This is a genomic window from Chryseobacterium panacisoli (genome assembly GCF_008274625.1).
In the GTDB taxonomy this organism is placed as follows: domain Bacteria; phylum Bacteroidota; class Bacteroidia; order Flavobacteriales; family Weeksellaceae; genus Chryseobacterium; species Chryseobacterium panacisoli.
Map to the genome: position 1 here is coordinate 128,867 of NZ_VTRU01000001.1, position 25,500 is coordinate 154,366.

Consider the following 25,500-nt stretch of genomic DNA (forward strand, 5'->3'; position numbering starts at 1 on the left):
GGATGATGCATTTCTTGTTTTTTAATTTTAATTATTATAAAGAAAGGTGGGCTATTGCAGCCCACCTTTCTTTATAAAAGTTATGTTCTCTTAAGACTGGATAAACTCCAAAAGATCTTTATTAATAGTTTCGTGTTCCGTAGTAGGCATTCCGTGTGGAAAACCTGGGTAGGTAATCAGTTTACCGTTCTTTAATAATTTAGCTGATTTTATAGCAGAATTTTCGATAGGAACAATCTGGTCATCTTCTCCATGTAATACCAAAACAGGAATATCAACTGCTTTCAGATCTTCTGTAAAATCGGTTTCAGAAAATGCTTTAATACCATCATAATGAGCAACAATTCCACCCATCATGCCCTGTCTCCACCAGTTTCTCTGAATTCCGTCTTTGATATTGGCACCTTCTCTGTTATAGCCATAGAAAGGAAACGTCAGATCAAAATAAAACTGGTTTCTGTTGTTCAGAGTCTGCTCTCTGATTCCATCAAAAACTTCCATTGGAACTCCATCAGGATTGCTCTCACTTTTTACCATAACCGGAGGAACAGCGCTGATTAATACAGCTTTTTTTGCTCTGCCATTGGCATATTTATGTACATATCGGATTACTTCGCCACCACCTGTAGAGTGCCCTATATGAACAACATCTTTCAAATCAAGAAATTCTACAAGTTCCGCAGCATCAGAAGCATACTGTTCAATGGTGTGGTTATAGATATTCTGGCTTGAACGGCCGTGGCCTCTTCTGTCATGAGAAATTACTCTGTAACCTCTCTGTAAAAAAAAGATCACCTGTGCATCCCAGTCGTCAGATGACAATGGCCATCCGTGGTGAAACATTAGTACTGGTCCTTGTCCTTGGTCTTTGTAAAAAATCTCAGTTCCGTCTTTTAATGTAAGTGTACTCATAGTTTTAAATTTTTAATGTTAATGATTAATTTGTATAATAATTTTTTGTTGTCTTAATTCTTTAGCAAATGTAGGACAGTTATTGTTCACTGAAATTAAACTAGATTAATTTCGTTCATTTTTATTAAACATTTTTATTCGGATGATCTGATAAGATTTTTTAAAAAGCTTTTGCGGTACTATTCAGTTTGGTGATGATCGTATGATTCTATCCATAGATGTCCCATAGAATAGGTTTGGGCTTTACCTGCCACAATAACTCTTTCATTTTTGTTTTCACAATAAAGCTGTCCGCCTCTTTCAGATAGCTGACGGGCAAAAAGTGTATCTTTTCCTAATCTTGAAGACCAGAACGGAATGAGCGAGCAGTGGGCAGAGCCGGTTACCGGATCTTCGAGAATAGATGACTGTGGAGTAAAATATCTTGAGACAAAATCACTGTCTGTACCGGCAGCTGTTACAACAAGCCCTCCGGGATCCAGATTGATGAGGTCAAAAACAGATCTTTCGATGTTGATATTTTTGATGTCGTCCTCAGAATCATACAGCAGAATATAATCTCTTGATTTGAAAACTTCTTTGGGCTGTATATTCAGTGCTCTGGATATGATGTCCGGAAGAGCAGCAGATTCAGGCATTCTTGAAGGAAAATCCATATAGTAAATGCTGTCTTTAACCTCAACCATTAGTTCACCGCTTTTGGTTTCAAAAATGATTTTATGATTCTGATAATTTAAGATCGAGATCAGGCAGTGTGCTGTGGCAAGAGTAGCATGCCCGCATAAGTCCATTTCTATTTCAGGCGTAAACCATCTCAGATGAACAGTATTGCCATTATCGATAAAAAAAGCTGTTTCGGCTACGGCATTTTCGCGGGCAATTTTTAAAAGAACCTCATCGGGTAACCAGTTTTTTAAAGGAACGACACAGGCGGGATTTCCATGGAAAATTTTTTCAGTAAATGCATCTATCTGATATAATTCTAACTTCATGATTGATAAAAATTTCTGTCTGTAACGAAGATACTCTATTTTTCAGACAGTAGATCATGGATTCATTACTCTGCTGTTTTTTCTTTTTTCAGCTGGCTGATAAAATAGGAAGGGCTTACCCCGGTTTCTTTTTTAAAGATAACTGTAAAAACTTCTCTTGAAGAGAAACCGCAGGCTTCTGCCAGATAGCTTATTTTATATTCTCTGAAGATAGAAGTGTCATATAATTTATTGGTAATAAATTGAATACGAAGACCATTAATGTAATTATTGAAGCTTTTATTTTTATATTGTTTGATAATCTCTGACAGATATCTTGGATTGGTATTAAGTGAATTGGATAAAGAAGTGAGTGTAAGATCTTTTTTCAGAAACTTTTCAGATTTCTCAAATTTTGAAAGTTTACTCAGTAATAAAGCTGTAGTTTCTTCTGAGATGATTAGATTATTTTCCGCTCTGGTTTCCGTGGGTTGATTTTCAGTGATTTGAACTTCGTTTTTGAGGTTCTCAATAATTGTTTCGTATCGTTGATGAAGTTTGGTTTGATTTCGTTTCCAATACCACCATCCTCCTGTGACAAGAATCAGGGCCATGATAAAAAAAACGGTGGCGAACTGTAAGATATTATTCTGATGAACTTTATCTTTCTGCAGGCTCATTTTTTTTATAGTTTTGTCGGCAGACATCTTATTGGAATGGGCTAAACTATCGCTGAGGTTTGAATAAAGAGCCATATATTTAATGGTGGAATCTTTATTTTTAAGACTTTCAAAAGAATTGGTCAATGTAGCATATGCAGCCACTCTGCTGGAAGGAGAATGTGTTCTCTTTTCTAATTGTAAAACTTCCCGTGCATACTCAATGGCTTCTGTATTCTTACCCTGTTCCGAATAGAAGTGTCCCAAATAATTTAATATAGGAATTTTATCAACCTTCATTTGGGTAAACTTTCTTTGATTCATGATGTTTAAAGATTTTTGAAGGTATTCTTCAGCAATATCCAGCCGTTTAGGATTTGAAATCATCGCATGATACATTCCTATATTCATATAGAGATAAGAGATCATATCATACTTTTCATCTGTCTGCCGGGTATTTTCAATATCATTTATTCTTTCTGCTTCCTGCAGGCTTTTTTTGAAATATAATAAAATAGTATCCTGATGCGCTTTTTTAGGAATGTAATAACCGGCGGTTAAACCCTGGTAAATATGTGCCCTGTTCAAATGTTTTTTATTCTCATCGGTAAGTTTACTGACAAAATATTCTGCCTTATGAAGCTCTTTATAATTTTCATCAAAAAGACCCAGTGCAGAAAGGGCGGTTCCTCTCTCAATATGGGCCATTGCAATAGATTCGTTATCATCAGCTTCTTTGGCTGCCTTTTCTACTTCATATGAGTATTCGATAGATTTTTCATTTTCACCGGTATTGTGATAGAGCATCATTAAGTTCTTACCGCTTGTAAGGATGGCTGCTCTGTCATTCATGTCTTTAGCATCTTTGAATATCTGCACATAAAGCTGAATCCTTTTCTTAGGATCAAGAGATGTATTTTTAGCAGATGCTAATTTTTTGTCGATGCTTTGTTTTGTAGTGGTTCGATTATTTATTTGCGCGTGATAAAAACCGAAAATAATACAGGTGAACAAAAGAATAATGTTGTTTTTCATCCTAGTTAAGTTTGTTTTTTCTGTTTGCAATTTTAGCGTTATTTTAAGTATTTATCTGTTACTTAAATGTAATTATTTCGGAAATTATATGGTTGTTTTTACAGATAAATATTTGACTGTTAATTATATCTGTATAAATAGCTGTTTTTCATGTATTGTACTTTCCTTTTATTCTATTATATGACTTTAACCTTGAATTTTGCCTGTTTCGGGAATGTAATATAAACCGAATTTCTTACTACACATACTTATTTGGTGTATGGCAATCATCTACATTTGCGATTGAAGAATGCTTTATGCTGTGATAAGGATTTAGGAATGGGAACAGTTAAATCTAAATAAATAGGCAATAAAGCAGCTTTTGATATGAACACAAAATTCTAAAACAAAAAAGCCGAATGATGAAAAAAATAACTGTAAAAATCATCCGCCCATGATCCTGGATCTTAAAAATATTCATATAGGATCTCTGATAAAACTGCGTATTGAAGAACGGAATATCGATATGCTCAGGGTATGTAAGTTTTTGAAATGTACAGAAGACGAATTGAATTATATGCTGTCAGAAAAATCTCTGGATTCTGAAATCATATTGAAACTTAGTACACTGCTGGAATATGATTTTTTCAGACTTTATTCTCAGTATCTGATCCTTTATGCTCCTCAGGCCATTTCAAATGATTCTGAAAAGAAAACCTCTCTTCCCCAGTACCGGAAAAACATATATACAAAAGAGATGGTAGATTTTATTCTGGAACAAATTGGAAATGGAAGTAAAACACAAATGCAAATCGTACAAGAATATAGAATTCCGAGATCTACCCTGTACAAATGGGTGAGCAAATATACACAATCAAAAAAGAAAGATTAATTAAATGAAAAACACACCTGATTATAAAAAAATTTTTAATGACATAATCAATATAAAATTCCCAGAAAAAAAAGAAATATGCAGCCATTTATTAGAGAAATCAGATTTATCGGTACTTGATATTATAGACCTTAATGAGCTTCTTTTCAGAAACAGTTCCAAAGAAAACAGTGTTTTTAATCAGAAACACCGCTCTTATAATGAATCTGTAATTTATCAGATATTAGAATATCAGAAAAAGAACCGGCTGAACAATTCCCAGCTTGCCGGACATTTTAAATTAAGCAGAAATACTGTTACAAAATGGAAAAGTCTTTTTCCTATCTGATATTTTTTAACCTTTTAAAAGATCTGTTATGGATCAAACTTCAATAGTTCAATTAAAAATATGAAACAGATGAATAAAAAAATGATCATAGTAGTACTGGGTGGAATGCATGGTTTTTTTTCTCCTGTAAACGCACAGACAGGAATAGGAACCTCAAATCCCCAGGGTATTTTACATGCAGATGGGGCCAGAGATAATGCGGCCACGGGAACACCAACAGCTGCTCAGGCTGCAAACGATTTTATTATCAGCAAGGCTACAGGTTTTTTAGGGCTGGGAGTTCTTGAGCCTAAAGTAAAGCTTGATATGAGGTCTGTGGGCTCGGAAAATGCTTTGGGACTAAATACAACTATGATGAGTGCTGCTTCGGCAGGAGCAGGAGCTATACGGTACGATGTCATCAATGCACCTGCAGGAGCAAAGATTGAAGTATCAGACGGTTCAGTATGGAATAAGGCGTATGTTGCCCCACAGAAGGCGGTTGTAGTGGCACGTAAAATTACCAGCCAGTCAATAACCCAGGGCTCGGCCACCAATATTGGTAACTGGAGTGTGGTACGTGATATGAGTAATAGTTTTGATGCCAATTTAGGAGTTTTTACAGCTCCCCGTGATGGTACATATACTTTTTTATTAACCTTTAATTTTAATGGGATAGTTATTAATGATGGTTCCAGAGTTGAATCACAATTTTATAATACCACAACAAACACTGTTCTGGCGAGTGTGTATAAGACCTTCGGACAATCAATGACTGGCACTTCTGATGATGCTAATGCAACCCGGTCTACACAAGCAGGAGGATCAAGTACAGTTACACTTACATTGAATGCAGGTGCAAAAGTAGTAACAAGGCTCTGGCATAATCTTATTTCGAGCGGTGCCGTTACACTTAGGGTCACAAGTAACTCTACAGATCCCACTAATCCGGATGATGGGTTTAATAATTTAACAATTATCGAACATTAAAAAATCAATATGATGAAAAAGAACAGGACTATACTATATACATTGCTTGCCAATGTTTTATATTTTTCCTCAGGCAACCTCGTTGCGCAGGTAGGTGTTTTTACTCATAATCCTGCACAGACGTTACATATAGATGCAGCAAAAGACAACGGTGAGGCACCGGATGCGTTGAAATTATCTAATGATATTGTTGTAAGCACGACGGGGAACATGGGAATTGGACTGCTCAATCCGGTAACCAAACTGGATCTCCGTTCCCCGGATAACAAAGGAATTATCGGGGTGGGAACAAGTGTACAGACACCAAGCGAGGCAGGCGCAGGTGCTATACGGTATAATACAGGTGGATTTTTAGAATATTCAGATGGGGAGCAATGGATTGCTCTGCCCCTTACAGCACCGGCCAAGGCACTTGTGAATGCCAATAAAAGCTCTGTACAAAGTATTGGAAACAATACAGCCACTCCAATATCAGGCTGGAATGAAACCGTTGATTTAGGTACGGCAGTTCCCAATGGAGACTTTGATCCCTCTAGCGGTACTTTTACCGCTCCCCGTGACGGATTTTATCTGGTGTCATTTAATATTACGTTAGCTAATGGCAACATCCCTAAAAATACTTTTCTAGAAACGGCAATAGAAAGTAATCAGAGTACTGAGAATATTCCAATATTTAAAACATTAAACTCTTATCCTGCATTTCAGGCAGGGGCAGTCAGTAATTTTATAAGCGGAAACTGTAATGCTATTTTCAATCTGAAGACAGGCAATACCATTAAATTCAGCGTTAAACATAATTTGGGTACTGCAAGAAATACCTTAAATGATGGAAAATTAAATAATTTAAGTATTAGTGAGCTATAAAAATAAAATGATGATACAGCTATATAAAATCAAAGAAACTCCCTTAATTTTCACTGCTCTGCTTCTGGGAGTGCTCCATGTCAATGCACAAATAGGATTTGGAGTAGAAAACCCGGCAAATCCCGTTGAAATCAATACCAATGCTGGCAAGGTTGTGATAGACAATACCGGTAAGTTGGGAGTATTGGTCCCCAACCCGAAGGTTGCAATAGATTTGCGCAGTGGAAATAATGGTTCAGTGGCGATAGGCAATACAGATAAAACAGCCAGCCAGGCAGGGGCAGGGGCTTTACGGTATGTTGCAAGTCCGGCCATTGGGGTAAAAGGTTATTTAGAATTTTCTGATGGGGTAAGCTGGGTAAGTTTTTTTCCTAAAGGTAAGCCCCGTATTGTGGTTATGGCCAACAAAGTAACTCAGGATACTTACGTTTTTGAAAGTGCAACACCTTCAGAAATAGGAACCAAATCAGGTATTGTACAGCGCAGATCGTCTTATTTAACCAATTGGGTAGAAAAGCTTGATTCAGATTCCGGGGTGCCTACAAACAATTTTAATCCGGCCACAGGAGAATTTGTTGCCCCCCGAACCGGAGTGTATTTTGCCACCTTTACTTTTGCACTGCAGTCCAGCCAGGTTAATACCGGAGGAAATAATCAGACAGAAGCTATCTGGGAGGTCAGAAATCCGGGAGGTACAATCACTCAAAGGGTAAAAACAAATAATGGATATGCTTCTGATACAGGAGCCAGTCCCAATGCTGTGGCTGTGGGTTCTGCATGTACCGTAAGTGTTTATTTGAACAAAGGAGATCGTTTAAGACCTTTTACCTGGATTACAGTGGCATTTGACGGTACTATAAGCCAGTTTGATATATCAGGAAGCGGAGCATACAATTCCCTGACAATAGTAGAACAATAAGGATGCGATTCACTAAAATGCTCTGAAAAATATATTTTTTAATGAGCGGAAACCCTTCTGTTTATCATTCGCTGACTGATGACCCAAATTTGTACAAACAATACACAAATGTCTTAATATATGCTGAGAAGCTCCCTCTTAAGGGGAGCTTCTCAAATTATTATACCTGCTGTTACCGAATTCCTGACCTTTAATAAAATATCTTTCTGTTCTGGACTTTTATTAAATGCGCATTATGCATTTTTTTAATTGTTCTGATAACTGTTTCCACACGCAGCCCCGTTAAATTAGCTAACTGCTGTCTGGTGAGAGGAATCTGAAAAGAATATTTGTCGTTGTCACTATTGCCCTTAAGATAATCCATTACTGTTTTGATTTTATTTAAGGGATTTGGTGAGGAAACATTAAATAGCATTACATACTTGTAATATAGCCGCTCAGCCAGACATTTGAACATGTTGGAAGAAACTTCCGGATTCTGCTCCAGTAAATTGAAGAAATCCGCTTTGGATAATTTGAGAACAGTACAGGACGTTTTAGCTGTAGCATTGGTAGGGTAGCCCTTTTCATCAAAGAGAAAAGATTCTCCAAAACTTTCTCCGTCATACAGAATGTTTTGAATAAATTCTTTGCCATCTTCGTGATAATTGCTTAGTTCAACAATACCATTAATAATCTGATAATAAAACTTTGGCAAATTTCCTTCATGAAAAATCGTTTGATTGGCTTCAAAACTTTCATAATTTGCACCATAGGCTAATAATAAATCTTCACTTATTATCATGTCTTTAAATTTTATAAGTTAATAATGAATTATTTTTAAAAAATTTATAAAACGCAAAACAAAAAACAAACCATTTTCAACAAATTTTATAAAAAAAGGTACCACATTTTTTGCCTGTTTTTTTATTCCTCCACCATTATCTGCAATAAATAAAACTCCTGTCAGAAGGGATTTAATATATTTTAACACACCTATTATGATCAGAATCATAATATCAGACCCTGTATTTCACTATATTTGGAATAATAAAACTAACCATGAAATAAGGATAACATAAAAACTTGTTAAACTCAAAATTATAAAAGATTATCAAAGATTATGAAAGACTTATTTTCATTAAAAGGAAAGAGGAAGGATCATATTGTGAGGTATTTTAAAAAAAAAATGTACCAATTGATCGAAAAGGGTGACTGGATTACTTTTACAATTAAAAAATGGTACCGGACAATGACTATATCCTGCTTGATATGCAATGGTTTAGTTACTGTAATTATCGTAAAGACAAAGGTTACTCCATTTTATGAAAAATATACGGTATTGTAATGCACCATCTGCCGTACTATTTGAATAGCAGATGTTTATTTCAAAAGGAAATATACCACAAAAGATCATTATTCAATTCAATGTGATTAATTTGGCATATTGGTTGATGTGATGAAAAAAGTTTTATTTAACACCACATCATATAACTTATAATTCATTTTACACTTTTCACCTCCTGGTTAGCCGGGAGGTTTTCTATTTGCAGGGATTCTCAATTATTAATTTTACTTAATTATTCACTGGTATATGATATAAAGTGATTATTTTTCGTATTATTGCATCGAATTAAAAACTAATATAACTATGAAAAAGCTATTTTTTGCATCAGTCTGTGCATTAACATTATTATCCTGTGGAAGAGAGGAATCTGAAATTCAGGCAGAAAATCAACAATCAATTGCGTCAAAAAGCAGGATCAGTTCCGCTGCCAAATTAAGTGAAGATGTTAATGTTTATAGATATTATAGCAATTCATTGATGAAGCATTATTTTGGTTCAACTACAGGCCCTGTCGGCCAGCATAGTTGGTCCAGTGAAGGGCTTGCATTTAAAACTACAAGCGCTCCGAGTACTTTATATAGTTTAGCCGTGTATATGAATCCCAATAACCTGGATATGGTAATTGCTGTAAATCAGTTTGATAGAGCTGCATTGGAGGCGCAGGGCTATGTGTTTAGAGAAGCTATAGGCTGGCCGGTTCAACAAGGTTTGCCTGGTGCGGTTCCTGTTTACAGGTATTACAGATCTTCAAAAAATGGTCATTTTTACACAAAAAATCTTGCTGAACTTGGTACTGGTGGAAATGGATGGACTTATGAAGGAATTGCATTTTATGCCTATTAAAATAGTATAAAAAAATTATTACATTATTGGTCCTCGGAGAAATCCGGGGATTTTTATTTCGTAAAATTCATCATTGTGGGTATTTATTTATCTTTTTTTTGAGAAAAGTGAACCCCATGTGCAAGATTTACATACGTTCATCTTTACGGTATCAAATAGCGATTACACTTATTGTCTATACATCCACACTTACTAATTACCCCTTGCCTTATTTTTCATACCATCATAATTTCACATCAGAATCAAAAAAAAATATTATGAAAAAATTATCAAGAAATGCCTTAAAAACAATTGGAGGAGGCTTTGCATGTAATTGTGGTACCAGATATATTGGGGAATTTAGCTCAATAGAATCTTGTACTTTTGCTTGTAGCGTTTTAATTAAAGCGCCATGGGATCCTGAAGTTCATTAAATTTATAAAGGCCGGTTATCCGGCCTTTTTTTATTGCCCTATTTTTATATAACCAATTGGGTAAGGAAGAACTATAGCTGAGTTTCAAATTTTTTATGAAATAAAGCCACAAAATAGTTGCATATATTAATTAAATACTTACTTTTGTACCCGCTTCACAAAAAGAAGATATGGGGGATTGGCGCAGTTGGCTAGCGCGTTTGACTGGCAGTCAAAAGGTCACGGGTTCGAATCCCGTATTCTCCACTTGGTGCAACTGGTGAAATCTTCAGAATGCACAAAAAAGACTGATAAATCCTGCAAAAAATTAAATTTTGCAGGATTTTTTTTATCTCCTCATTAACAAAATTTTAAAAACTCGTGAAATTTGTGACTAAATCGTCGTAATTCCATTTGCTTTATAAATAATTGTAACAGAATATTTTAGGAGAATCCGGGAGACCTGCAAAGTTTACCACGCTTATCAAACAATTATTTTCTGTGATGGATATAGATATCGTAATCTATCTGGAATTAACTATATTTAATAGTGTTTTTCAGTTTTAATAATCTATCTTTAACTCTAGAAATATAACTGAGAAATGGAGTTTTCTTTAATCAGATCATGCTAATTGATCTTTTATTAAGGAATCTGATTAAGTTATATGTATTATTTTATATTCAACTATATTGTTTTCTATTAATGAACGTTTAAGTTGATTCTTATTTGTTCACTAACCTATATTATGAAGCATATCAAATTAATTGTCACTGACATGGACGGGACTTTTCTCAATTCCAGTCATGAAATGAGCCCTGAATTTTCGGATGTTTACCAAGAACTGAAAAAAAGAAACATTTTATTTGTGCCGGCAAGCGGAAGACAGATGCCTGGGATTACCCATTATTTTGGGGATATAGAGAGTGAGATCGGCTTTATAGCTGAAAATGGCGGTTATGTAATTTATAAAGATCAGGAACTTTTTGCTGATGCCCTGGAGTATCAGCATGTTGTTGAGATCATAAATACTGTTCGTGAAATACCGGGAGCTAAAGCTGTAGTGTCAGCTAAAAAATATGCTTATTATGAAACCGATGATCAGCAGTTCGTGGATTTTTTCTCAAAATACTATACTCAAAACATGAAAAAAGATGATCTGACGGAAAGAATTGATGATACAGTCTTTAAAATTGCGGTTTACCATCCTGATGGTTCTGAAAAGAATCTTTATCCTGCTCTTAAAAAATTTGAAGAACTGGGCCTTGAAGTTGTCATTTCCGGTGCGCATTGGCTCGATGTCATGAATAAAGATATCAATAAAGGGAATGCCCTGAAAATACTCCAGAAGTCTCTGGGCATTTCTCCCGAAAATACGATGGCTTTCGGGGATTATATGAACGATATAGAAATGCTGAAGAATGCCAAATATTCCTATGCTATGAAAAATGCCCATCCTAATGTGAAGGAGATCGCTAATTTTGAAGCTTCTACTAATGACAGCTTTGGAGTGCTGAAAACAATTAAGGATTATCTGCAGAACTGATATTTCTGAATAATTTATAGAAGAATCTTTAAAGGCTCATCCTCATTATAGAATTTGATCCGTTAAGTCTTTGTCTTATCATATTTATCTACATTTGGAATAAGTAAAAAATAAAGCATGGAATTTTCACCTTTTAATAATGTAATCAAACTTTGCCTTCAGGGGATGGGTATGGAAGATAAAGACATGCCTGAAGAAGCAGCGAAACTGTTTATGCAAGCCTGGGAAGAAGCGGTAGACGATCACGAAAAATTTCTGGCAGCTCATTATGTTTCACGTCATCAAAAAACTTCTGCTGATCGTTTGAAGTGGCTTGAAACCTCTTTAGAATTTGCTTTAAAAATAAATGATGATACGGTTAAAAGTGCCTTGCCGGCTCTGTACCTCAATATTTCCAAATGCTATGAGGAGCTGGGAGATGCAGAAATGTCAAAAAAGAATGCTGAACTGGCACTGGAATTAAAAAACCATCCTTCTGATAAAGGACCGTTTTACCATGGAACAAAAGCCCATTTGCAGACTGGAGATCTACTGACAGCAGGCGGAATTTCAAATTATAAGTCCGAATTAAAAATGAATCATATCTATTTCACAGCTTTGATTAGCGGAGCAGGGCTTGCTGCCGCTTTAGCAAAAGGGGATGGAGTAGAGCATGTATATATTGTGGAGCCAACAGGCGCCTATGAAAATGATCCCAATGTAACAGATAAGAAATTCCCGGGAAATCCCACGCGTTCTTACCGCTCCGAAATGCCTTTAAAAATTATTGGAGAGGCTAAAGAATGGACAAAGCCTAACCCTGAAGATCTTCAAAGGTTCCGTGAAAAATTGGGTGACAGCAAAGGAGAGATCATCAATTAAACTTATGATTTACCTTCCAAATTCCTGTACTTTTGCCAATCGCTATATCAATACCAAAAATATACAGCAATAGCAGCAATGAAAATCCCCGATTATGATTATACGCATAAAAGGCAGAATGAATATGTCATACATTTGGGATAAGTTTTTCATTCATCCAATAGTTTTAGCCTCTCTGTGGGGGCTTTTCTGTTGGATGATTTTAGTAAATTAACTGATCTGACGACGGATCCCTTGATATTTTTCTGTAAATAGTTCCGGTGCAGCCTTCATTTCCAATAACGATAAGATTCTGTTGAACTGTCTTTTTAAATAAAAACCTCTATTGAGCTCCAATGATTTTTTGCCGTAGTACAAAGTACAGATTGGCGTCTGATATTTGCCAACCATTTTCATATCTATTCCTGTAATGTCAGTCCAGAGAATTTGATGTTGTTTCAGACCACCTGTAAAGCGGATATCTGTATTTGAAATGATTAGCTTTAGCCGGGTATACATCAGCATACTAACGGCAATCAGCAAAAGTAACGGTACCAGAAAAATAATTTCCTGGGGAAGGTCTTTCTGAATGAGAAGACCAAATCCGGTCACAATTATGAGAGGTCCGAAAAAATAGCAGAGTATTTTTAACCATTGCGGCGAGGAAAAAGTTTCTTCAGTTGGTATCTGTTTCATAATATAATAGTACGATTTTTAAGTGAAGTATTTCGATTTTCGTTCAAACAAAAATTATGATTGAGTATTAAAGTTTTTGATTGAATATAGAAATTAATACCATTAAACTAAACGGAAGTGTTTGATTATTAGATAAAAAACAGCCACAATTCAATTGTGGCTGCCTCTTTTGAAATCAAATATCGACTATTATAAAGATCTGGAACGGGCAATGTTGATGAGATACACAAGATGTGCGAACATGTTTCGTTTTACAGACTCTATTTTTATGTCTCCCGTGGTCTGGTTGATGGTTGTTACAAAATCAGTATTACATTGACCATTGAAGTTACCGCTTCCTAAATAGTTTACAGTATTGGCATTTGGATAGGAAATTCTTGGATAATCCGGTGCTGTCTGGTTGGCAACAGCAGTTGTTCCACTGAATCCTTTATTGTCAACATATCGGGCTGTCCAGGTTCCTAAAAACTGCCCGTTACCCGTATTGATGCCCTGTCCTACAATAATCTGGGTGTCTACAGGATTGGTGAATCCGGAACAGGATGTGTAATGATTTAAAGAAACGGTACAGGAGGATGCGTTATCAGTAGGCTGAAAGCATTTTCCTTCATAGACGGTGAACCTTTGTTCAGAGGAAGATGTAGAAGTGTTCAATAAAGCTTTGGGAGCGAAAATTTCTTCAGGAGATATAAGGGTTAAAACTCCTTGTGCATCCGCCGCAACAATTTTTTTTTCAGCATTTGAAAGTCCTCTTACTCTTACCAGGCCATTGACATCCAACGTATGGGATGGAGTAGATGTATTGATCCCTACCTGGGCTGTTAAACTCCCACCCATAGCAAGTGCTGCCAAAAAGAATGTTTTTGTTTTCATGTTATTATTTGAAAAAGATTAAATTTTTCACTAATATAGGAAATAACTTTAAAATGAGTGTTGAAATCGCCTGAAATCTAGTATAAAGTATTTGTAAACAGATATTGAACAGAGCAATATCAAATTTCAAATGTCATTTTTAGAATAACTCAAAATTTATACACCTTGTATTTGTTTGAAAAATATTTGTATTTTAGCCAAAATATGTTGTTTTTTAATAAACATATTGGACGCTAATTAAAATTCAGATAATTTGAATGAAAAAATTAGTAGATTTGCACGGAACAAAAAATAATAAATATTAAACACTATTCTCTTTGACTGAATTTTTAGGAGGGAAGTCCATGGAGAATAACAGGATTTTAGGTTATAAAACTACTGAAACTATGAAGAAACTTTTTTTACTTTTATTAACGGCGTTTTTATTTATCGGCTGCAGCTCTGATGATGATACCATCTATGATTATGTAGGAACATGGTCAGGTTCTTATGAAGGAAATGATAAAGGAGTTTGGAACTTCGTGGTAGATGAGAGTGGTAAAGTGGTAGGAACAATGCATTCCGACGTTAATAATGAAAACTATAGTATTAACGGGAATTTAAGTGAGACAGGAGATCTTAACGCAAGAGTAGGACTTCCTTCACAAGGAGATTTCAAGGGAACGTTAACAACTGAAAAAAAAGGAAACGGAAACTGGTCCAACTCACTTCCAACACCTGCACAGTCAGGAAGCTGGAAAGGAGAGAAAAAATAAAACAAGAAAGTCTGCAGGATCTACTGCAGACTTTTTTATTTAAACAAATCCCATATGGGTAATCTCATCGTGATCATTCTTCAGGACCGTAAAATAGAGGGGAAGATCATTTTCTGAAAAATATTTTTTAAAAGGTCTTTGCTGTTGCTGATTCCAGCTGATTATTTCTTCAGCATATTCTGTGCTGTAATTTTCAGAATCTAATTTTATAGTTACAATGACGGCTTTATCAGCAGTACAACCATTATTTTTATAAAGAATATGATCCTCAATTCTGATGCAATCCGAAACATTAGGGATTGTACCCAACTGAAATTCTCTCAGAAGCTTTCTTCCTTCTTCAGTCTTTAAACCATTTTCAACGGTTCGTTTTCCCCTTCCGGAAATCATATCCAAATCTTTGACCATTGTCATAACCTTTGCGAACTTTTGGTAGAGGAGGGGATCACCTGCTTCTTTGATATAAATTTCCAGAGTATTCCTGATTATCTTTCCAATTTTGGAGCAGTGCCCGAATTCCGAACTATTCTGCCGGACTTTCTCATATGCCGGACTTTTTTTAAAAGCAGCTTTATTGAACCCGCTTTTCTTCCGAACCACATTCTTGCCGTTCAGAGTATAAAATACAAGGTCGCCTACAGCGCCCGTAATCTTGATGAGACTTTCATAGGTTGCCATATTTTCAAAATAGGAATCAAATATAACAATAAATACTTGAAAACAAAATTTTAACATATATTTATAATATAGTTGTAGTATAGTTATATCATAATTAAAATATAAAATGTATATTTGTTGAAGAATTACTTAACCGAGTATAAATCAGACGAATATGGGATTGGGATTATTTGAACAAAGAATAAGAATAAAGCAGTGGTCTGTTTTGCTGATTGCATCTGCTTTTGTGGTGTCCTGCGGATCATCGAAAAATGTTTCCGGCAGCAAAAAATCAAATACGAAAACAGTTGCAAAATCTGAAAACCTCAGAAAACTGGATTCAAAATTTGACGGAAGTGTACCCAGATCAATTAATGATATTCTGAAAGATGCTGAAAAATACATCGGAACACCCTATAAATTTGGAGGAAATACATCATCAGGATTTGACTGTTCCGGATTTACCGTAAAAGTGTTTCAGGAAAATGATTTCAACCTTCCTAGAAGATCTTCTGACCAGGCTGAAGCCGGTAAAAATATCGATATCAGAGACGTTAAACCCGGGGATCTTTTATTTTTTGCAACAGCAGGAGGAAGCAGAGTATCTCATGTAGGCATTGTTCATGATATTGGTCCTGACGGAGAAGTGAAGTTTATCCATGCTTCTACTTCAAAAGGAGTAATAATTTCATCTCTGAACGAAAAATACTGGAACAAGGCTTACCTTCATGCCCAAAGAGTTCTGTAAAAATATCTTTTGAAATGATAGAGAACCGGACATTTGCCTTCATTAGGACAGATAAAAAGCTGGTCAAGCTTTTCTTTAAAGATATTAATGTCATCAAAGGGCTCGGGAATTACGTGGAAGTTCATACCATAGACCATAAAAGATATATTTATTACAAAACACTTAAAGACCTTATTGAAACACTTCCGGAAGAATTTATGAGGGTCCACAATTCATATATTGTCAATCTTACCAATATAGAATCTTTTGAAGACAATCATCTTATATGCGGCGAATTGAAAATTACTGTAGCCAAAAGCTATAAAGAATGTCTCCATTCTGCTCTCGGTAAAATGATGCTTTAAAAATTATCTACATCAGAAAAAGAGCCATCCGCATTCTATTTCGTACCCTGTACATAAAAAAGTTTTTATTCCTGTTTTCTTATTCTAGTTTTACCAAAAACTTATATAATGAATAAAGAAAACGCATTACACTACATCAAAACCAATACGATTATTGGAATAAAAGCAGGATTTCAAAGATCTGATTTCCTGGAAATCTGGATGATTGTTGTACAGGACAGAATATTTGCAAGATCATGGGGACTCGCTGAAAAAAGCTGGTACAATACATTTTTAGAAAATCCGGAAGGAGAGATCCAATGTGGTAAAATCATTTATCCTATAAAAGCGGCTATTCCTGAAGATCTCAATGATATCACTGAAGAAATTAATCAGGCCTATCTGGCAAAGTATAACACCGGTCATAATATTCCTTATTCACGGGGAATTATTCAGGAAAAACATGTTGCAAAAACGATGGAGTTCGTTATTTTGGATTAAATAAATTTAAAAATCTACATACCCCTTCTCCATCTGAGAAAAAAATGATAGATAAGGCATTCAATAGGAACGGGCTTTAGCCCGTTTATTAAATAAAACAAATAATTCATTGGCTTTAGCCGAAACTTACATAACCATATTCTTTAATTATCATTTCAAAAATCGTTGAATTTTCAACAATTCCGGAGAAAGAGAGTTCTTAGGTTTCCAATTATTACCTTTCTGTATTCAAATAAATCTTTGTCATTGCAATAGCATTGCACGACGAAACGCCGGAAATTTGTCTAAAACTATTTTCACATGACAGATTTTACCCGATTCTTTACTCCCTTATACTTCATCCTTTTCTTTGCTGTTTCCTTTATCGGGATTAGTTACAAAGTGGCAAAACAGATTGGCAAAAACCCTAATGTCCTTCCCAAAGACGACTCTGCTTATGGGCTTGTAGGATTGTATTTTAAGATTATCCTGTTTGCAATGTTTATTTATGTAATGCTTCTTTCATTTTTTCCTGAAGATATTGCTTCTGCTTTTAAGATCAATTTTCTGGAGAATAGTATCGTTCAATATGTAGGATCTATTTTAATGATCCTGGCTTTTATTTGGGTGATTACAGCCCAGATTCAAATGAAAAACTCCTGGCGGATCGGGATTGATGGTACAACAAGAACAGATTTGGTAACTCATGGATTATTCAGATTTTCAAGAAATCCCATATTCCTGGGAATGACGATAAGCCTTGTTGGATTTTTTCTTGTTGTCCCAACTGCAATTGCTTTTGTCTTTCTTCTGATCGGAAGCATTTTAATGCAGATTCAGATTCGTCTTGAAGAAGAGTATCTGTTGAAACAGCATGGCCAAATATACCTTGCCTATAAAAAGAGGGTTGCAAGGATGTTTAACCTTAATTAAAAGCCTTATCTTAAAAACCGTTTTGCTGAACTTTTTTGTATCTTTGGCCAGTATAATTTTTCAAACTAATTTAAATAAGAAACATGTCGTTACAACAAACTATTGAAAATATTTGGGATAATAGAGAGCTACTACAAAATGAAGACAGCCAGAAGGCGATCAGAGAGGTTATTTCTTTAGTTGATAAAGGTGAACTTCGTACTGCTGAACCTACAGAAAACGGATGGCAGGTAAATGAATGGGTAAAAAAAGCTGTAGTAATGTATTTTCCGATCCAAAAAATGGAAACTATTGAAGTAGGTCCTTTTGAATTTCATGATAAAATGCCTTTGAAGAGAAACTATGCTGAAAAAGGAGTGAGAGTTGTACCACATGCAGTGGCAAGAGAAGGAGCTTACATTGCTCCGGGAGTTATTTTAATGCCATCTTATGTAAACATTGGAGCTTATGTAGACTCTGGAACGATGGTTGATACTTGGGCTACAGTAGGAAGCTGTGCACAGATCGGTAAAAATGTTCACCTGAGTGGTGGTGTAGGTATTGGTGGAGTATTAGAGCCGTTACAGGCAGCTCCGGTAATCATTGAAGATGACTGCTTTATCGGTTCAAGATGTATCGTTGTAGAAGGAGTTCACGTAGAAAAAGAAGCCGTATTGGGTGCCAACGTAGTATTGACAGCTTCTACAAAAATTATTGACGTTACAGGAGATACACCTGTCGAAATCAAAGGGAGAGTTCCTGCACGTTCAGTAGTAATCCCTGGAAGCTATACAAAACAATATCCGGCTGGAGAATATCAGGTTCCATGTGCACTGATTATTGGTCAGAGAAAAGAATCTACAGACAAGAAAACATCTCTGAATGATGCATTGAGAGATAATAATGTCGCTGTTTAAGATTAATATTGTAAGCTAATACCGCAATCTTGAAAGAAAAATTCCTTAAAATACTGTTAAACCCTAAATATATATTTGGGGTTTATCTTATTATATCGGTTGTCACAGCAATTTCCAAATACCTGAGAGGAGAGTATGCGATCAATAACTATCTGATTTTTAAAAATGTATTCTTTAATACCATTCATCAGAAAAACTTATTTATCCACTATCCCGATCTTTATTTTGATCTAAACCATTATGGTGTATTTTTCAGTGCTTTGATTGCACCGTTTGCCATGATGCCGGATTGGCTGGGAATTTCACTCTGGAATATTGCCAATACTTTTATCTTCATCTATGGTATTTATAAACTGCCGTTTTCAGACAGTAAAAAAGCAATTTTCGGATTGCTATGCCTTCAGGAATACATTACAGCAGCTTTAAGTTTACAGTTTAATGTAGCGCTGACAGGCCTTTTACTCTTATCTGCAGTATACATTTACGAAAGAAAAGAAGTGAGGTCTGTAACTGCAATTTTAATAGGAATATTTGTGAAAATCTACGGAATTGTAGGATTGACACAGTTTTTCTTCATTAAAAATAAAGCCAGATTTATTCTTTCAGGAATAGCCGTTGCAGTATTGTTTTTCGTACTTCCCATGGCGTATTCAAGTCCGCAGTTTGTGATTCAGTGCTATTCAGACTGGTTTCAGTCTATTGTAGAAAAGAACAGTGAAAATCAGGTATTGGGAAATATGCAGGATATCTCGCTGATGGGCTTTGTAAGAAGAGTTTTAGGAGATGCTTCCATTTCCAATCTTGTGTTTTTAGCAGGTGGATTGCCGCTTTTTGCTTTACCTTATATCAGAATTAAGCAATACAAGCACTATGCTTTCCAGTTGATGATCCTGGCTTCAACCTTACTGTTTTTGGTATTGTTCAGCTCCAGTTCAGAATCTCCAACATACATTATTGCAGTTGTAGGAGTTTTGATATGGTTTTTCCTTCAGAAAGAAAGAACACCGCTTATTATAGGACTACTTGTTTTTGTCATTATTTTCACATGTTTTTCCACTTCGGATCTATTTCCGAAATTTGTAAAAGAAAACTATATCATCAAATATTCATTAAAAGCTGTACCTTGTATTGTAATCTGGTTAAGAGTGACTTATGAACTTCTGACTAAAGATTTTGAGAAAAATTACAGCCTGAATTAATAAATATGAAGAAAATTTCAATTGTAATTCCCGCCTATAACGAAGAAGGAAACGTTGCCATGATCCATCAGAAAATTAAAAAAGTTTTTGATGGCTTAAGCAGCTACGACTTTGAAATCATATTTGTAAATGATGGCAGCAGAGACAATACACAACAAAAATTAGAAGAGCTTTCCAACCAATATGAAGAAGTGAAATTTATAGAGTTTTCAAGGAATTTTGGTCATCAGCCCGCGGTAAAAGCTGGAATGGACAACGCTCAGGGAAATGCAGTTATTTCGATGGACGGAGACCTTCAGCATCCGCCGGAGCTTATTCCGGAAATGATTCAGAAATGGGAAGAAGGCTATGATGTGGTTTTTACTTTCAGGACTTATCCCAAGGAGATATCTTTCTTTAAAAGAAAAACATCAGACTTATTTTACAAACTTTTATCAAGCCTTTCAGATGTTAATTTGACGAAAGGAGGCGGCTCAGATTTCAGATTACTGGATGCGAGAGCAGTGGATGTAATGAGAAACTTTAATGAAGATGACTTATTCCTCAGAGGGTTAACGAGCTGGATGGGATTTAAGCAGATAGGAATTGACTTTACTGCTGCAGAAAGACTTTCAGGAAAAAGCAGCTATAATCTTAAGAAAATGTTCACTTTTGCCTTTACGGGAATTACAGCTTTCAGTGTGAAACCACTGTATCTTGCAGCATATCTTGGCTTTTTATTTTCCGCGCTTTCAATAGTCGGTTATGGAACATATGTAATTCATTCCTTTATTGCCAAAACAGAGATCTCAGGTTGGGCATCATTAATTATGACTATTGTTTTCTTCGGAGGACTTCAATTGATCATCCTCGGAATCATGGGGATTTATTTAGGTAAAATATTTAAACAGGTGAAAGACAGACCTAATTATATTATTAAAAACAAAAAATTTTAGAATGGTTTTATTGAGTTTTGATATTGAAGAATTTGATATGCCATTAGAATATAAGGGTGAAATTCCCTTTGAAAAGCAGATTTCAATTTCACAAACAGGATTAGAGAGAATACTTGATATCCTTAAAAAACATAATGCCAAAGCTACCTTCTTTTCTACCGTAGTTTTTGCAGAAAACAGCAGGCATCTTATTGAAAGACTATTGAGTGAAGGTCATGAACTGGCCTCTCACACCTGGTTTCATTCAGAATTTGAAGACAAACACCTGAAAGAATCAAGAGAAAAGCTGGAAGAATTATTTTCTACCAAAGTAACCGGATTAAGAATGCCGAGAATGATGCCTGTAGACGAAAAAAAAGTGGAAAGAGCAGGGTATTCATACAATTCATCCATCAATCCTACATTTTTGCCGGGAAGATATAATAATTTAAAAGTATCCAGAACCTATTTCAAAGAAGGAAATGTAACCCAGGTTCCGGCTTCCGTTTCACCTAATTTCAGAATTCCTTTGTTTTGGCTGAGTTTCCACAACTTTCCGTTATCTTTCTATAAAAAACTGGCTTCAGATACCTTGAAAAAGGACAATTATCTTAATATTTATTTCCATCCATGGGAATTTGCAGAGATCAAAGATGAAGCCTTTAAACTTCCTGGATTTACGGTGAAAAACTCAGGAAGTGATATGGTGGAAAGATTTGATTCGTTCGTAGGCTGGCTGAAGGCGAAAGGACATACATTCGGTACATTTCAGGAATTTCAAAAACAGATACAACGATGAAGATTGCCTTTGATGCAAAACGGTTTTTCCACAATACCTCCGGTCTGGGAAATTACTCAAGAGACCTGGTAAGAATACTTTCTGAGTATGAACCGGCTCATGAATATCTGTTACTCAACAAAAACAAGTCGGAGCGGGGAAAAGCTATCCTTGAACGCCCGAATGTTCAGTTTATTGAAACCTCAAAAGGAAACTTTTCACGTCAGCTGAAAATGGGTAAAGATGCCCAAAAGCAAGGAGCAGATATTTTCCATGGTTTATCCGGTGAATTACCTTTAAAATGGGATTCAAAACCTATTAAAAAAGTAGTTACCATCCATGATTTGATCTTTGTAAGGTACCCACAATATTATTCTTTTTTTGACAGGAGAATACATTTCTGGAAATTTAAAAAAGCAGCTGATATGGCTGATAAGATCATCGCTATTTCAGAACAGACCAAAAGAGATATTATTCAATATTTAAAAGTTCCTGAAAATAAAATTGAAGTTATTTATCAGGGATGTCATCATGCTTTCAAAGAACAGCAGACTGCAGAGCTTATGCAGGCTGTAAAAGAGAAATTTAAGCTTCCGGAAAGATTTGTACTCAATGTTGGAACTATTGAAGACCGCAAAAACCTTTTGAATGTCGTAAAAGCAATCAAGGATACTGAAATCCCTCTTGTTGTGGTTGGCAGAAAGACTAAATATTACCAGAAAATAGAAAGTTTTCTTAAAAAGAATAAGATGGAAAAGCAGGTGCTCTTTCTGGAAGGCGTTTCTATGGATGAGCTGGCGGCGGTCTATAAACTGGCAGATATTTTTGTTTATCCGAGTTTCTTTGAAGGCTTTGGAATCCCTGTTATAGAAGCACTTTTTTCCAAAACAGTTGTTGTTACCAGTAATACAAGCTGCCTGCCTGAAGCAGGAGGAAAAGACTCTGTGTATGTCAATCCGGATAACGACCTTGATATCCGGGCCAAACTAAAGTTTCTCTGGGAAAATGAATCCGAAAGAAAACGCCGTGAGGAAAAGGGTTTTGAGTTTGTTCAGAAGTTTAATGACGAAGCCATTGCGAAGGAGCTGATGAATTTTTATCAAAAATTGATCTGAAAAAACTTTGCATTTTAAAAATAAATCCTACATTTGCATCATAATTCAAACAATGAAACCAATATTTTTAGCATTACATCATTACTATCATCATCTCTGTTAGGCGGAATTGATTGATATAAGTTTGTGCTAAAATCAAAAATAATTAAAACCGTCTGAGTAAATAGACGGTTTTTTTGTTTCCTGAATTCTCCTCAGAAATTTCAACAGATCAGTTTTTATTTGCTCGGACCTCAAAAAAGGCAAAATGAGTAAATTAAAAATTGCAATCCAAAAAAGCGGCCGGCTTTACGAAGAATCCCTACAGCTTCTCAAAGACTGTGGAATCTTCGTCAACAACGGTAAAGACCAACTCAAAGTTTCAGTAGATAACTTTCCGATGGAAATCATGTATCTTCGGAATTCAGACATCCCGCAATATCTGGAAGATGGAGTGGTAGATGTTGCTATTCTCGGGGAAAATCTACTGATTGAAAAAGGCAAAAATATCATCACAATCCAGAAACTCGGATTTTCAAAATGCCGTGTTTCACTGGCTGTTCCCAAAGAAATTGAGACAGATGAGATCTCTTATTTCCAGGGTAAAAAAATTGCTACCTCTTACCCCAATACTCTCAAAAGCTTTTTAGAAAAAAAAGGAGTTGTATCAGACATTCACGTTATCTCAGGTTCTGTAGAAATTGCACCTAATATCGGCCTGGCAGATGGAATATGTGATATTGTAAGCTCCGGAAGTACCTTATTCAAAAACGGATTAAGAGAAACGGTTACTTTGCTGAAATCGGAGGCTGTTTTAGCTCAGACGCCTCAGTTATCAACGGAAAAAGAAGCCATTCTTGAAAAATTTGTATTCAGGATCAAAGCTGTTTTAAAAGCAAAAAATTCAAAATACATTCTGATGAATGTTCCCAACGAAAAAATCCAGAAAGTAGCTGATGTTCTTCCTGTGCTGAAGAGTCCTACAGTCATTCCATTGGCGGAAGAAGGCTGGAGCAGTATTCATTCTGTGATTGATGAAGAGCGTTTCTGGGAAGTGATCGATGAGCTGAAAGAAAATGGAGCACAGGATATTCTAATCATCCCGATTGATAAAATGGTTATTTAAATGTTGATTATGATACTGTTTTAAGGCGCAAAGATTTTATCACCGATAAAATTTAATGCCGCTTTAAGTAAAAAATATAGCTCAGGCACTTGCTGAAAATCTTAGATTTTCTTGCGCCTTAATAAAAAAGAAACACCATTAAAAACCTTGCGCCTTTGCGTTTTTAAAAAAGCATTTAAAACCCTGTAAATTAATCACTTTATATCATAAAAGGCCCTTAAATTTAAAATAATACAATGAAAATATACAGATATCCCACGAAAGACACTTGGAAAGACTTGGTAAAGCGCCCTGTTTTGGAGCAGAAGGAAATTTCAGGGCTCATCACAGAAATTTTTGCAGAAGTTGCAAAAAACGGAGATAAAGCTTTAATAGAATTCAACAGAAAGTTTGATAAAGCAGAAACTTTAACGATTAAAGTATCTGATGTAGAAATTCAAGAGGCAGGAAAGCAGATTAATGATGAACTGAAACAGGCCATTCAAGAGGCAAAAGAAAATATTTCCATATTTCACGCTTCTCAAAAGCAGGAGATACAAAAAATCGAGACAACAAAAGGAGTGGTCTGCTGGCGCGAAAACCGGGCTGTAGAAAGAGTTGGAATTTATATTCCGGGAGGAACAGCTCCTTTGTTTTCTACAGTGCTGATGCTTGCTGTGCCCGCAAATCTGGCAGGCTGTAAAGAAATTATTCTGTGTACACCACCGGATAAGAACGGAAATATTAATCCTGCAATCCTTTATGCAGCAAAGCTTTGCGGAGTTTCGGAAATCTTTAAAACCGGCGGAGCACAGGCTGTTGCTGCCATGACTTTTGGAACAGAGAGCATTCCTGCAGTCAATAAAATTTTCGGTCCCGGAAATCAGTTTGTGGTAGCGGCAAAAGAATATGCACAACGTTTTGGAGTAGCCATTGATATGCCAGCCGGTCCGAGTGAAGTTCTTGTTATAGCCGACGATCAGGCTGTTCCTGAATTTTGCGCTGCGGATCTTCTTTCACAGGCAGAACATGGAAGTGACAGCCAGGTTGTTTTTATTACGACAGACCTTAAAGTATTTGAAGAGACAGTAGAAGCTGTTGATAAGCAGATCAGAGACTTACCAAGAAATGAATTTGCAGGGCAGGCTTTGGAAAACAGCTCTTTTATTTTAATGAATTCTCTGGACGATGCTCTTGAATTCAGCAATCTTTATGCTCCGGAACACCTTATTCTGGCAGTCAGCAATTTTGAAAGATATATTCCGGAGGTTCAGAATGCAGGGTCTGTTTTCCTTGGAAACTATTCCTGTGAGAGTGCGGGAGATTATGCCAGCGGAACCAATCACACACTTCCTACCAATGCTTATGCAAAAAATTATAGTGGAGTATCGCTGGATAGCTTTGTAAAAAAAATAACATTTCAGCATCTTTCAAAGGAAGGTCTTCAGAATCTGGGAAAAACAATAGAGCTCATGGCAGAAGCAGAAGGTCTGTTTGCCCACAAAAATGCAGTATCCATAAGATTAAAATAATAAAATGTTGGAAAACGCGAAGACGCAAAAAGGATATAATTGG

At 35.8% G+C, this 25,500-nt stretch carries 28 protein-coding genes and 1 tRNA gene; 22 read left to right on the plus strand and 7 right to left on the minus strand.

Features of this window, described 5'->3' with window-relative positions; all coding sequences use genetic code 11:
• Positions 1-90: 90 nt before the first annotated feature.
• The 3 genes from FW781_RS00590 to FW781_RS00600 form a co-directional block, all read right to left on the minus strand.
• On the minus strand, positions 91-912 hold the full coding sequence (locus FW781_RS00590; protein ID WP_149385643.1) for an alpha/beta fold hydrolase: 822 nt from the start codon (positions 910-912) through the stop codon (positions 91-93).
• 179 nt (positions 913-1,091) lie between these two features.
• Positions 1,092-1,904 (minus strand): PhzF family phenazine biosynthesis protein, encoded by an 813-nt coding sequence (locus FW781_RS00595; protein ID WP_149385644.1) that lies wholly within the window; start codon positions 1,902-1,904, stop codon positions 1,092-1,094.
• 65 nt (positions 1,905-1,969) lie between these two features.
• Positions 1,970-3,577 (minus strand): AraC family transcriptional regulator, encoded by a 1,608-nt coding sequence (locus FW781_RS00600; protein WP_149385645.1) that lies wholly within the window; start codon positions 3,575-3,577, stop codon positions 1,970-1,972.
• Between the two features lie 433 nt (positions 3,578-4,010).
• On the opposite strand from FW781_RS00600, the gene FW781_RS00605 reads away from it, so the two are divergent.
• The 5 genes from FW781_RS00605 to FW781_RS00625 all read left to right on the plus strand — a co-directional run bounded on the left by FW781_RS00605 (position 4,011) and on the right by FW781_RS00625 (position 7,528).
• Complete coding sequence (locus tag FW781_RS00605; RefSeq protein ID WP_317133396.1) at positions 4,011-4,448, plus strand: helix-turn-helix domain-containing protein; 438 nt, start codon at positions 4,011-4,013, stop codon at positions 4,446-4,448.
• Positions 4,449-4,452: 4 nt separating this feature from the next.
• Positions 4,453-4,776 carry a helix-turn-helix domain-containing protein gene (locus tag FW781_RS00610; RefSeq protein WP_149385646.1) on the plus strand — a complete coding sequence of 108 codons (324 nt, stop codon included), beginning with the start codon at positions 4,453-4,455 and terminating at the stop codon, positions 4,774-4,776.
• An 81-nt stretch (positions 4,777-4,857) separates the two neighbouring features.
• The gene (locus tag FW781_RS00615; protein WP_228720102.1) at positions 4,858-5,745 is read left to right on the plus strand and encodes a hypothetical protein; all 888 of its coding nucleotides are present in this window, start codon (positions 4,858-4,860) and stop codon (positions 5,743-5,745) included.
• Positions 5,746-5,754: 9 nt separating this feature from the next.
• Complete coding sequence (locus FW781_RS00620) at positions 5,755-6,609, plus strand: complement C1q domain-containing protein (RefSeq protein WP_228720103.1); 855 nt, start codon at positions 5,755-5,757, stop codon at positions 6,607-6,609.
• Between the two features lie 7 nt (positions 6,610-6,616).
• Positions 6,617-7,528 (plus strand): complement C1q domain-containing protein, encoded by a 912-nt coding sequence (locus FW781_RS00625; RefSeq protein ID WP_149385648.1) that lies wholly within the window; start codon positions 6,617-6,619, stop codon positions 7,526-7,528.
• Positions 7,529-7,718: 190 nt separating this feature from the next.
• Here FW781_RS00625 and FW781_RS00630 read toward each other — a convergent pair whose 3' ends face one another.
• Complete coding sequence (locus FW781_RS00630) at positions 7,719-8,312, minus strand: Crp/Fnr family transcriptional regulator (protein WP_149385649.1); 594 nt, start codon at positions 8,310-8,312, stop codon at positions 7,719-7,721.
• Positions 8,313-9,158: 846 nt separating this feature from the next.
• Here FW781_RS00630 and FW781_RS00635 point away from each other — a divergent pair.
• The 5 genes from FW781_RS00635 (at position 9,159) to arr (ending at position 12,495) form a co-directional block, all read left to right on the plus strand.
• Entirely contained in the window at positions 9,159-9,698 is a 540-nt protein-coding gene (locus tag FW781_RS00635) for a hypothetical protein (RefSeq protein WP_149385650.1), read from the plus strand.
• Between the two features lie 257 nt (positions 9,699-9,955).
• Positions 9,956-10,111: a hypothetical protein gene (locus FW781_RS22245; RefSeq protein WP_172625633.1), complete on the plus strand. Its 156-nt coding sequence runs from the start codon at positions 9,956-9,958 to the stop codon at positions 10,109-10,111.
• Between the two features lie 172 nt (positions 10,112-10,283).
• Positions 10,284-10,357 (plus strand) — tRNA-Ala (locus tag FW781_RS00640).
• A gap of 479 nt (positions 10,358-10,836) precedes the next feature.
• Positions 10,837-11,634, plus strand: a complete 798-nt coding sequence (locus FW781_RS00645; protein WP_149385651.1) for a Cof-type HAD-IIB family hydrolase — start codon at positions 10,837-10,839, stop codon at positions 11,632-11,634.
• A gap of 426 nt (positions 11,635-12,060) precedes the next feature.
• Positions 12,061-12,495, plus strand: coding sequence for an NAD(+)--rifampin ADP-ribosyltransferase (gene arr, locus FW781_RS22790; protein WP_394349720.1), 435 nt, complete (start codon positions 12,061-12,063; stop codon positions 12,493-12,495).
• 210 nt (positions 12,496-12,705) lie between these two features.
• Here the strand turns inward: arr and FW781_RS00655 are convergent, their stop codons facing one another.
• Positions 12,706-13,170: a hypothetical protein gene (locus FW781_RS00655; protein WP_149385653.1), complete on the minus strand. Its 465-nt coding sequence runs from the start codon at positions 13,168-13,170 to the stop codon at positions 12,706-12,708.
• 189 nt (positions 13,171-13,359) lie between these two features.
• Positions 13,360-14,043 carry a hypothetical protein gene (locus FW781_RS00660; protein WP_149385654.1) on the minus strand — a complete coding sequence of 228 codons (684 nt, stop codon included), beginning with the start codon at positions 14,041-14,043 and terminating at the stop codon, positions 13,360-13,362.
• Positions 14,044-14,429: 386 nt separating this feature from the next.
• Between FW781_RS00660 and FW781_RS00665 the strand changes: the two genes are divergently transcribed.
• Positions 14,430-14,798 (plus strand): hypothetical protein, encoded by a 369-nt coding sequence (locus FW781_RS00665; protein WP_149385655.1) that lies wholly within the window; start codon positions 14,430-14,432, stop codon positions 14,796-14,798.
• Between the two features lie 39 nt (positions 14,799-14,837).
• Here the strand turns inward: FW781_RS00665 and FW781_RS00670 are convergent, their stop codons facing one another.
• Positions 14,838-15,476: a hypothetical protein gene (locus tag FW781_RS00670; RefSeq protein ID WP_149385656.1), complete on the minus strand. Its 639-nt coding sequence runs from the start codon at positions 15,474-15,476 to the stop codon at positions 14,838-14,840.
• Between the two features lie 154 nt (positions 15,477-15,630).
• Here FW781_RS00670 and FW781_RS00675 point away from each other — a divergent pair, with 154 nt between their 5' ends.
• The 11 genes from FW781_RS00675 to hisD all read left to right on the plus strand — a co-directional run bounded on the left by FW781_RS00675 (position 15,631) and on the right by hisD (position 25,457).
• Positions 15,631-16,203, plus strand: coding sequence for a C40 family peptidase (locus tag FW781_RS00675; protein ID WP_149385657.1), 573 nt, complete (start codon positions 15,631-15,633; stop codon positions 16,201-16,203).
• 14 nt (positions 16,204-16,217) lie between these two features.
• Positions 16,218-16,547, plus strand: coding sequence for a LytR/AlgR family response regulator transcription factor (locus FW781_RS00680; RefSeq protein WP_172625634.1), 330 nt, complete (start codon positions 16,218-16,220; stop codon positions 16,545-16,547).
• A gap of 108 nt (positions 16,548-16,655) precedes the next feature.
• On the plus strand, positions 16,656-17,027 hold the full coding sequence (locus tag FW781_RS00685) for a DUF2255 family protein (RefSeq protein ID WP_149385658.1): 372 nt from the start codon (positions 16,656-16,658) through the stop codon (positions 17,025-17,027).
• Positions 17,028-17,327: 300 nt separating this feature from the next.
• Positions 17,328-17,939, plus strand: coding sequence for a methyltransferase family protein (locus FW781_RS00690; protein ID WP_149385659.1), 612 nt, complete (start codon positions 17,328-17,330; stop codon positions 17,937-17,939).
• A gap of 83 nt (positions 17,940-18,022) precedes the next feature.
• Positions 18,023-18,835 carry a 2,3,4,5-tetrahydropyridine-2,6-dicarboxylate N-succinyltransferase gene (locus FW781_RS00695; RefSeq protein ID WP_149385660.1) on the plus strand — a complete coding sequence of 271 codons (813 nt, stop codon included), beginning with the start codon at positions 18,023-18,025 and terminating at the stop codon, positions 18,833-18,835.
• A 29-nt stretch (positions 18,836-18,864) separates the two neighbouring features.
• Complete coding sequence (locus tag FW781_RS00700) at positions 18,865-20,034, plus strand: glycosyltransferase family 87 protein (protein ID WP_149385661.1); 1,170 nt, start codon at positions 18,865-18,867, stop codon at positions 20,032-20,034.
• A gap of 5 nt (positions 20,035-20,039) precedes the next feature.
• The gene (locus tag FW781_RS00705; protein ID WP_149385662.1) at positions 20,040-20,969 is read left to right on the plus strand and encodes a glycosyltransferase family 2 protein; all 930 of its coding nucleotides are present in this window, start codon (positions 20,040-20,042) and stop codon (positions 20,967-20,969) included.
• Position 20,970: 1 nt separating this feature from the next.
• Positions 20,971-21,747 (plus strand): polysaccharide deacetylase family protein, encoded by a 777-nt coding sequence (locus FW781_RS00710; protein WP_149385663.1) that lies wholly within the window; start codon positions 20,971-20,973, stop codon positions 21,745-21,747.
• Positions 21,744-22,841 (plus strand): glycosyltransferase family 4 protein, encoded by a 1,098-nt coding sequence (locus tag FW781_RS00715; RefSeq protein WP_149385664.1) that lies wholly within the window; start codon positions 21,744-21,746, stop codon positions 22,839-22,841. Before FW781_RS00710 ends, FW781_RS00715 begins: the two co-directional genes overlap by 4 nt.
• Positions 22,842-23,088: 247 nt before the next feature.
• Entirely contained in the window at positions 23,089-23,946 is an 858-nt protein-coding gene (gene hisG, locus FW781_RS00720; RefSeq protein WP_149385665.1) for an ATP phosphoribosyltransferase, read from the plus strand.
• Positions 23,947-24,182: 236 nt separating this feature from the next.
• Positions 24,183-25,457 (plus strand): histidinol dehydrogenase, encoded by a 1,275-nt coding sequence (gene hisD / locus FW781_RS00725; protein WP_149385666.1) that lies wholly within the window; start codon positions 24,183-24,185, stop codon positions 25,455-25,457.
• The last annotated feature ends 43 nt before the right edge of the window (positions 25,458-25,500 follow it).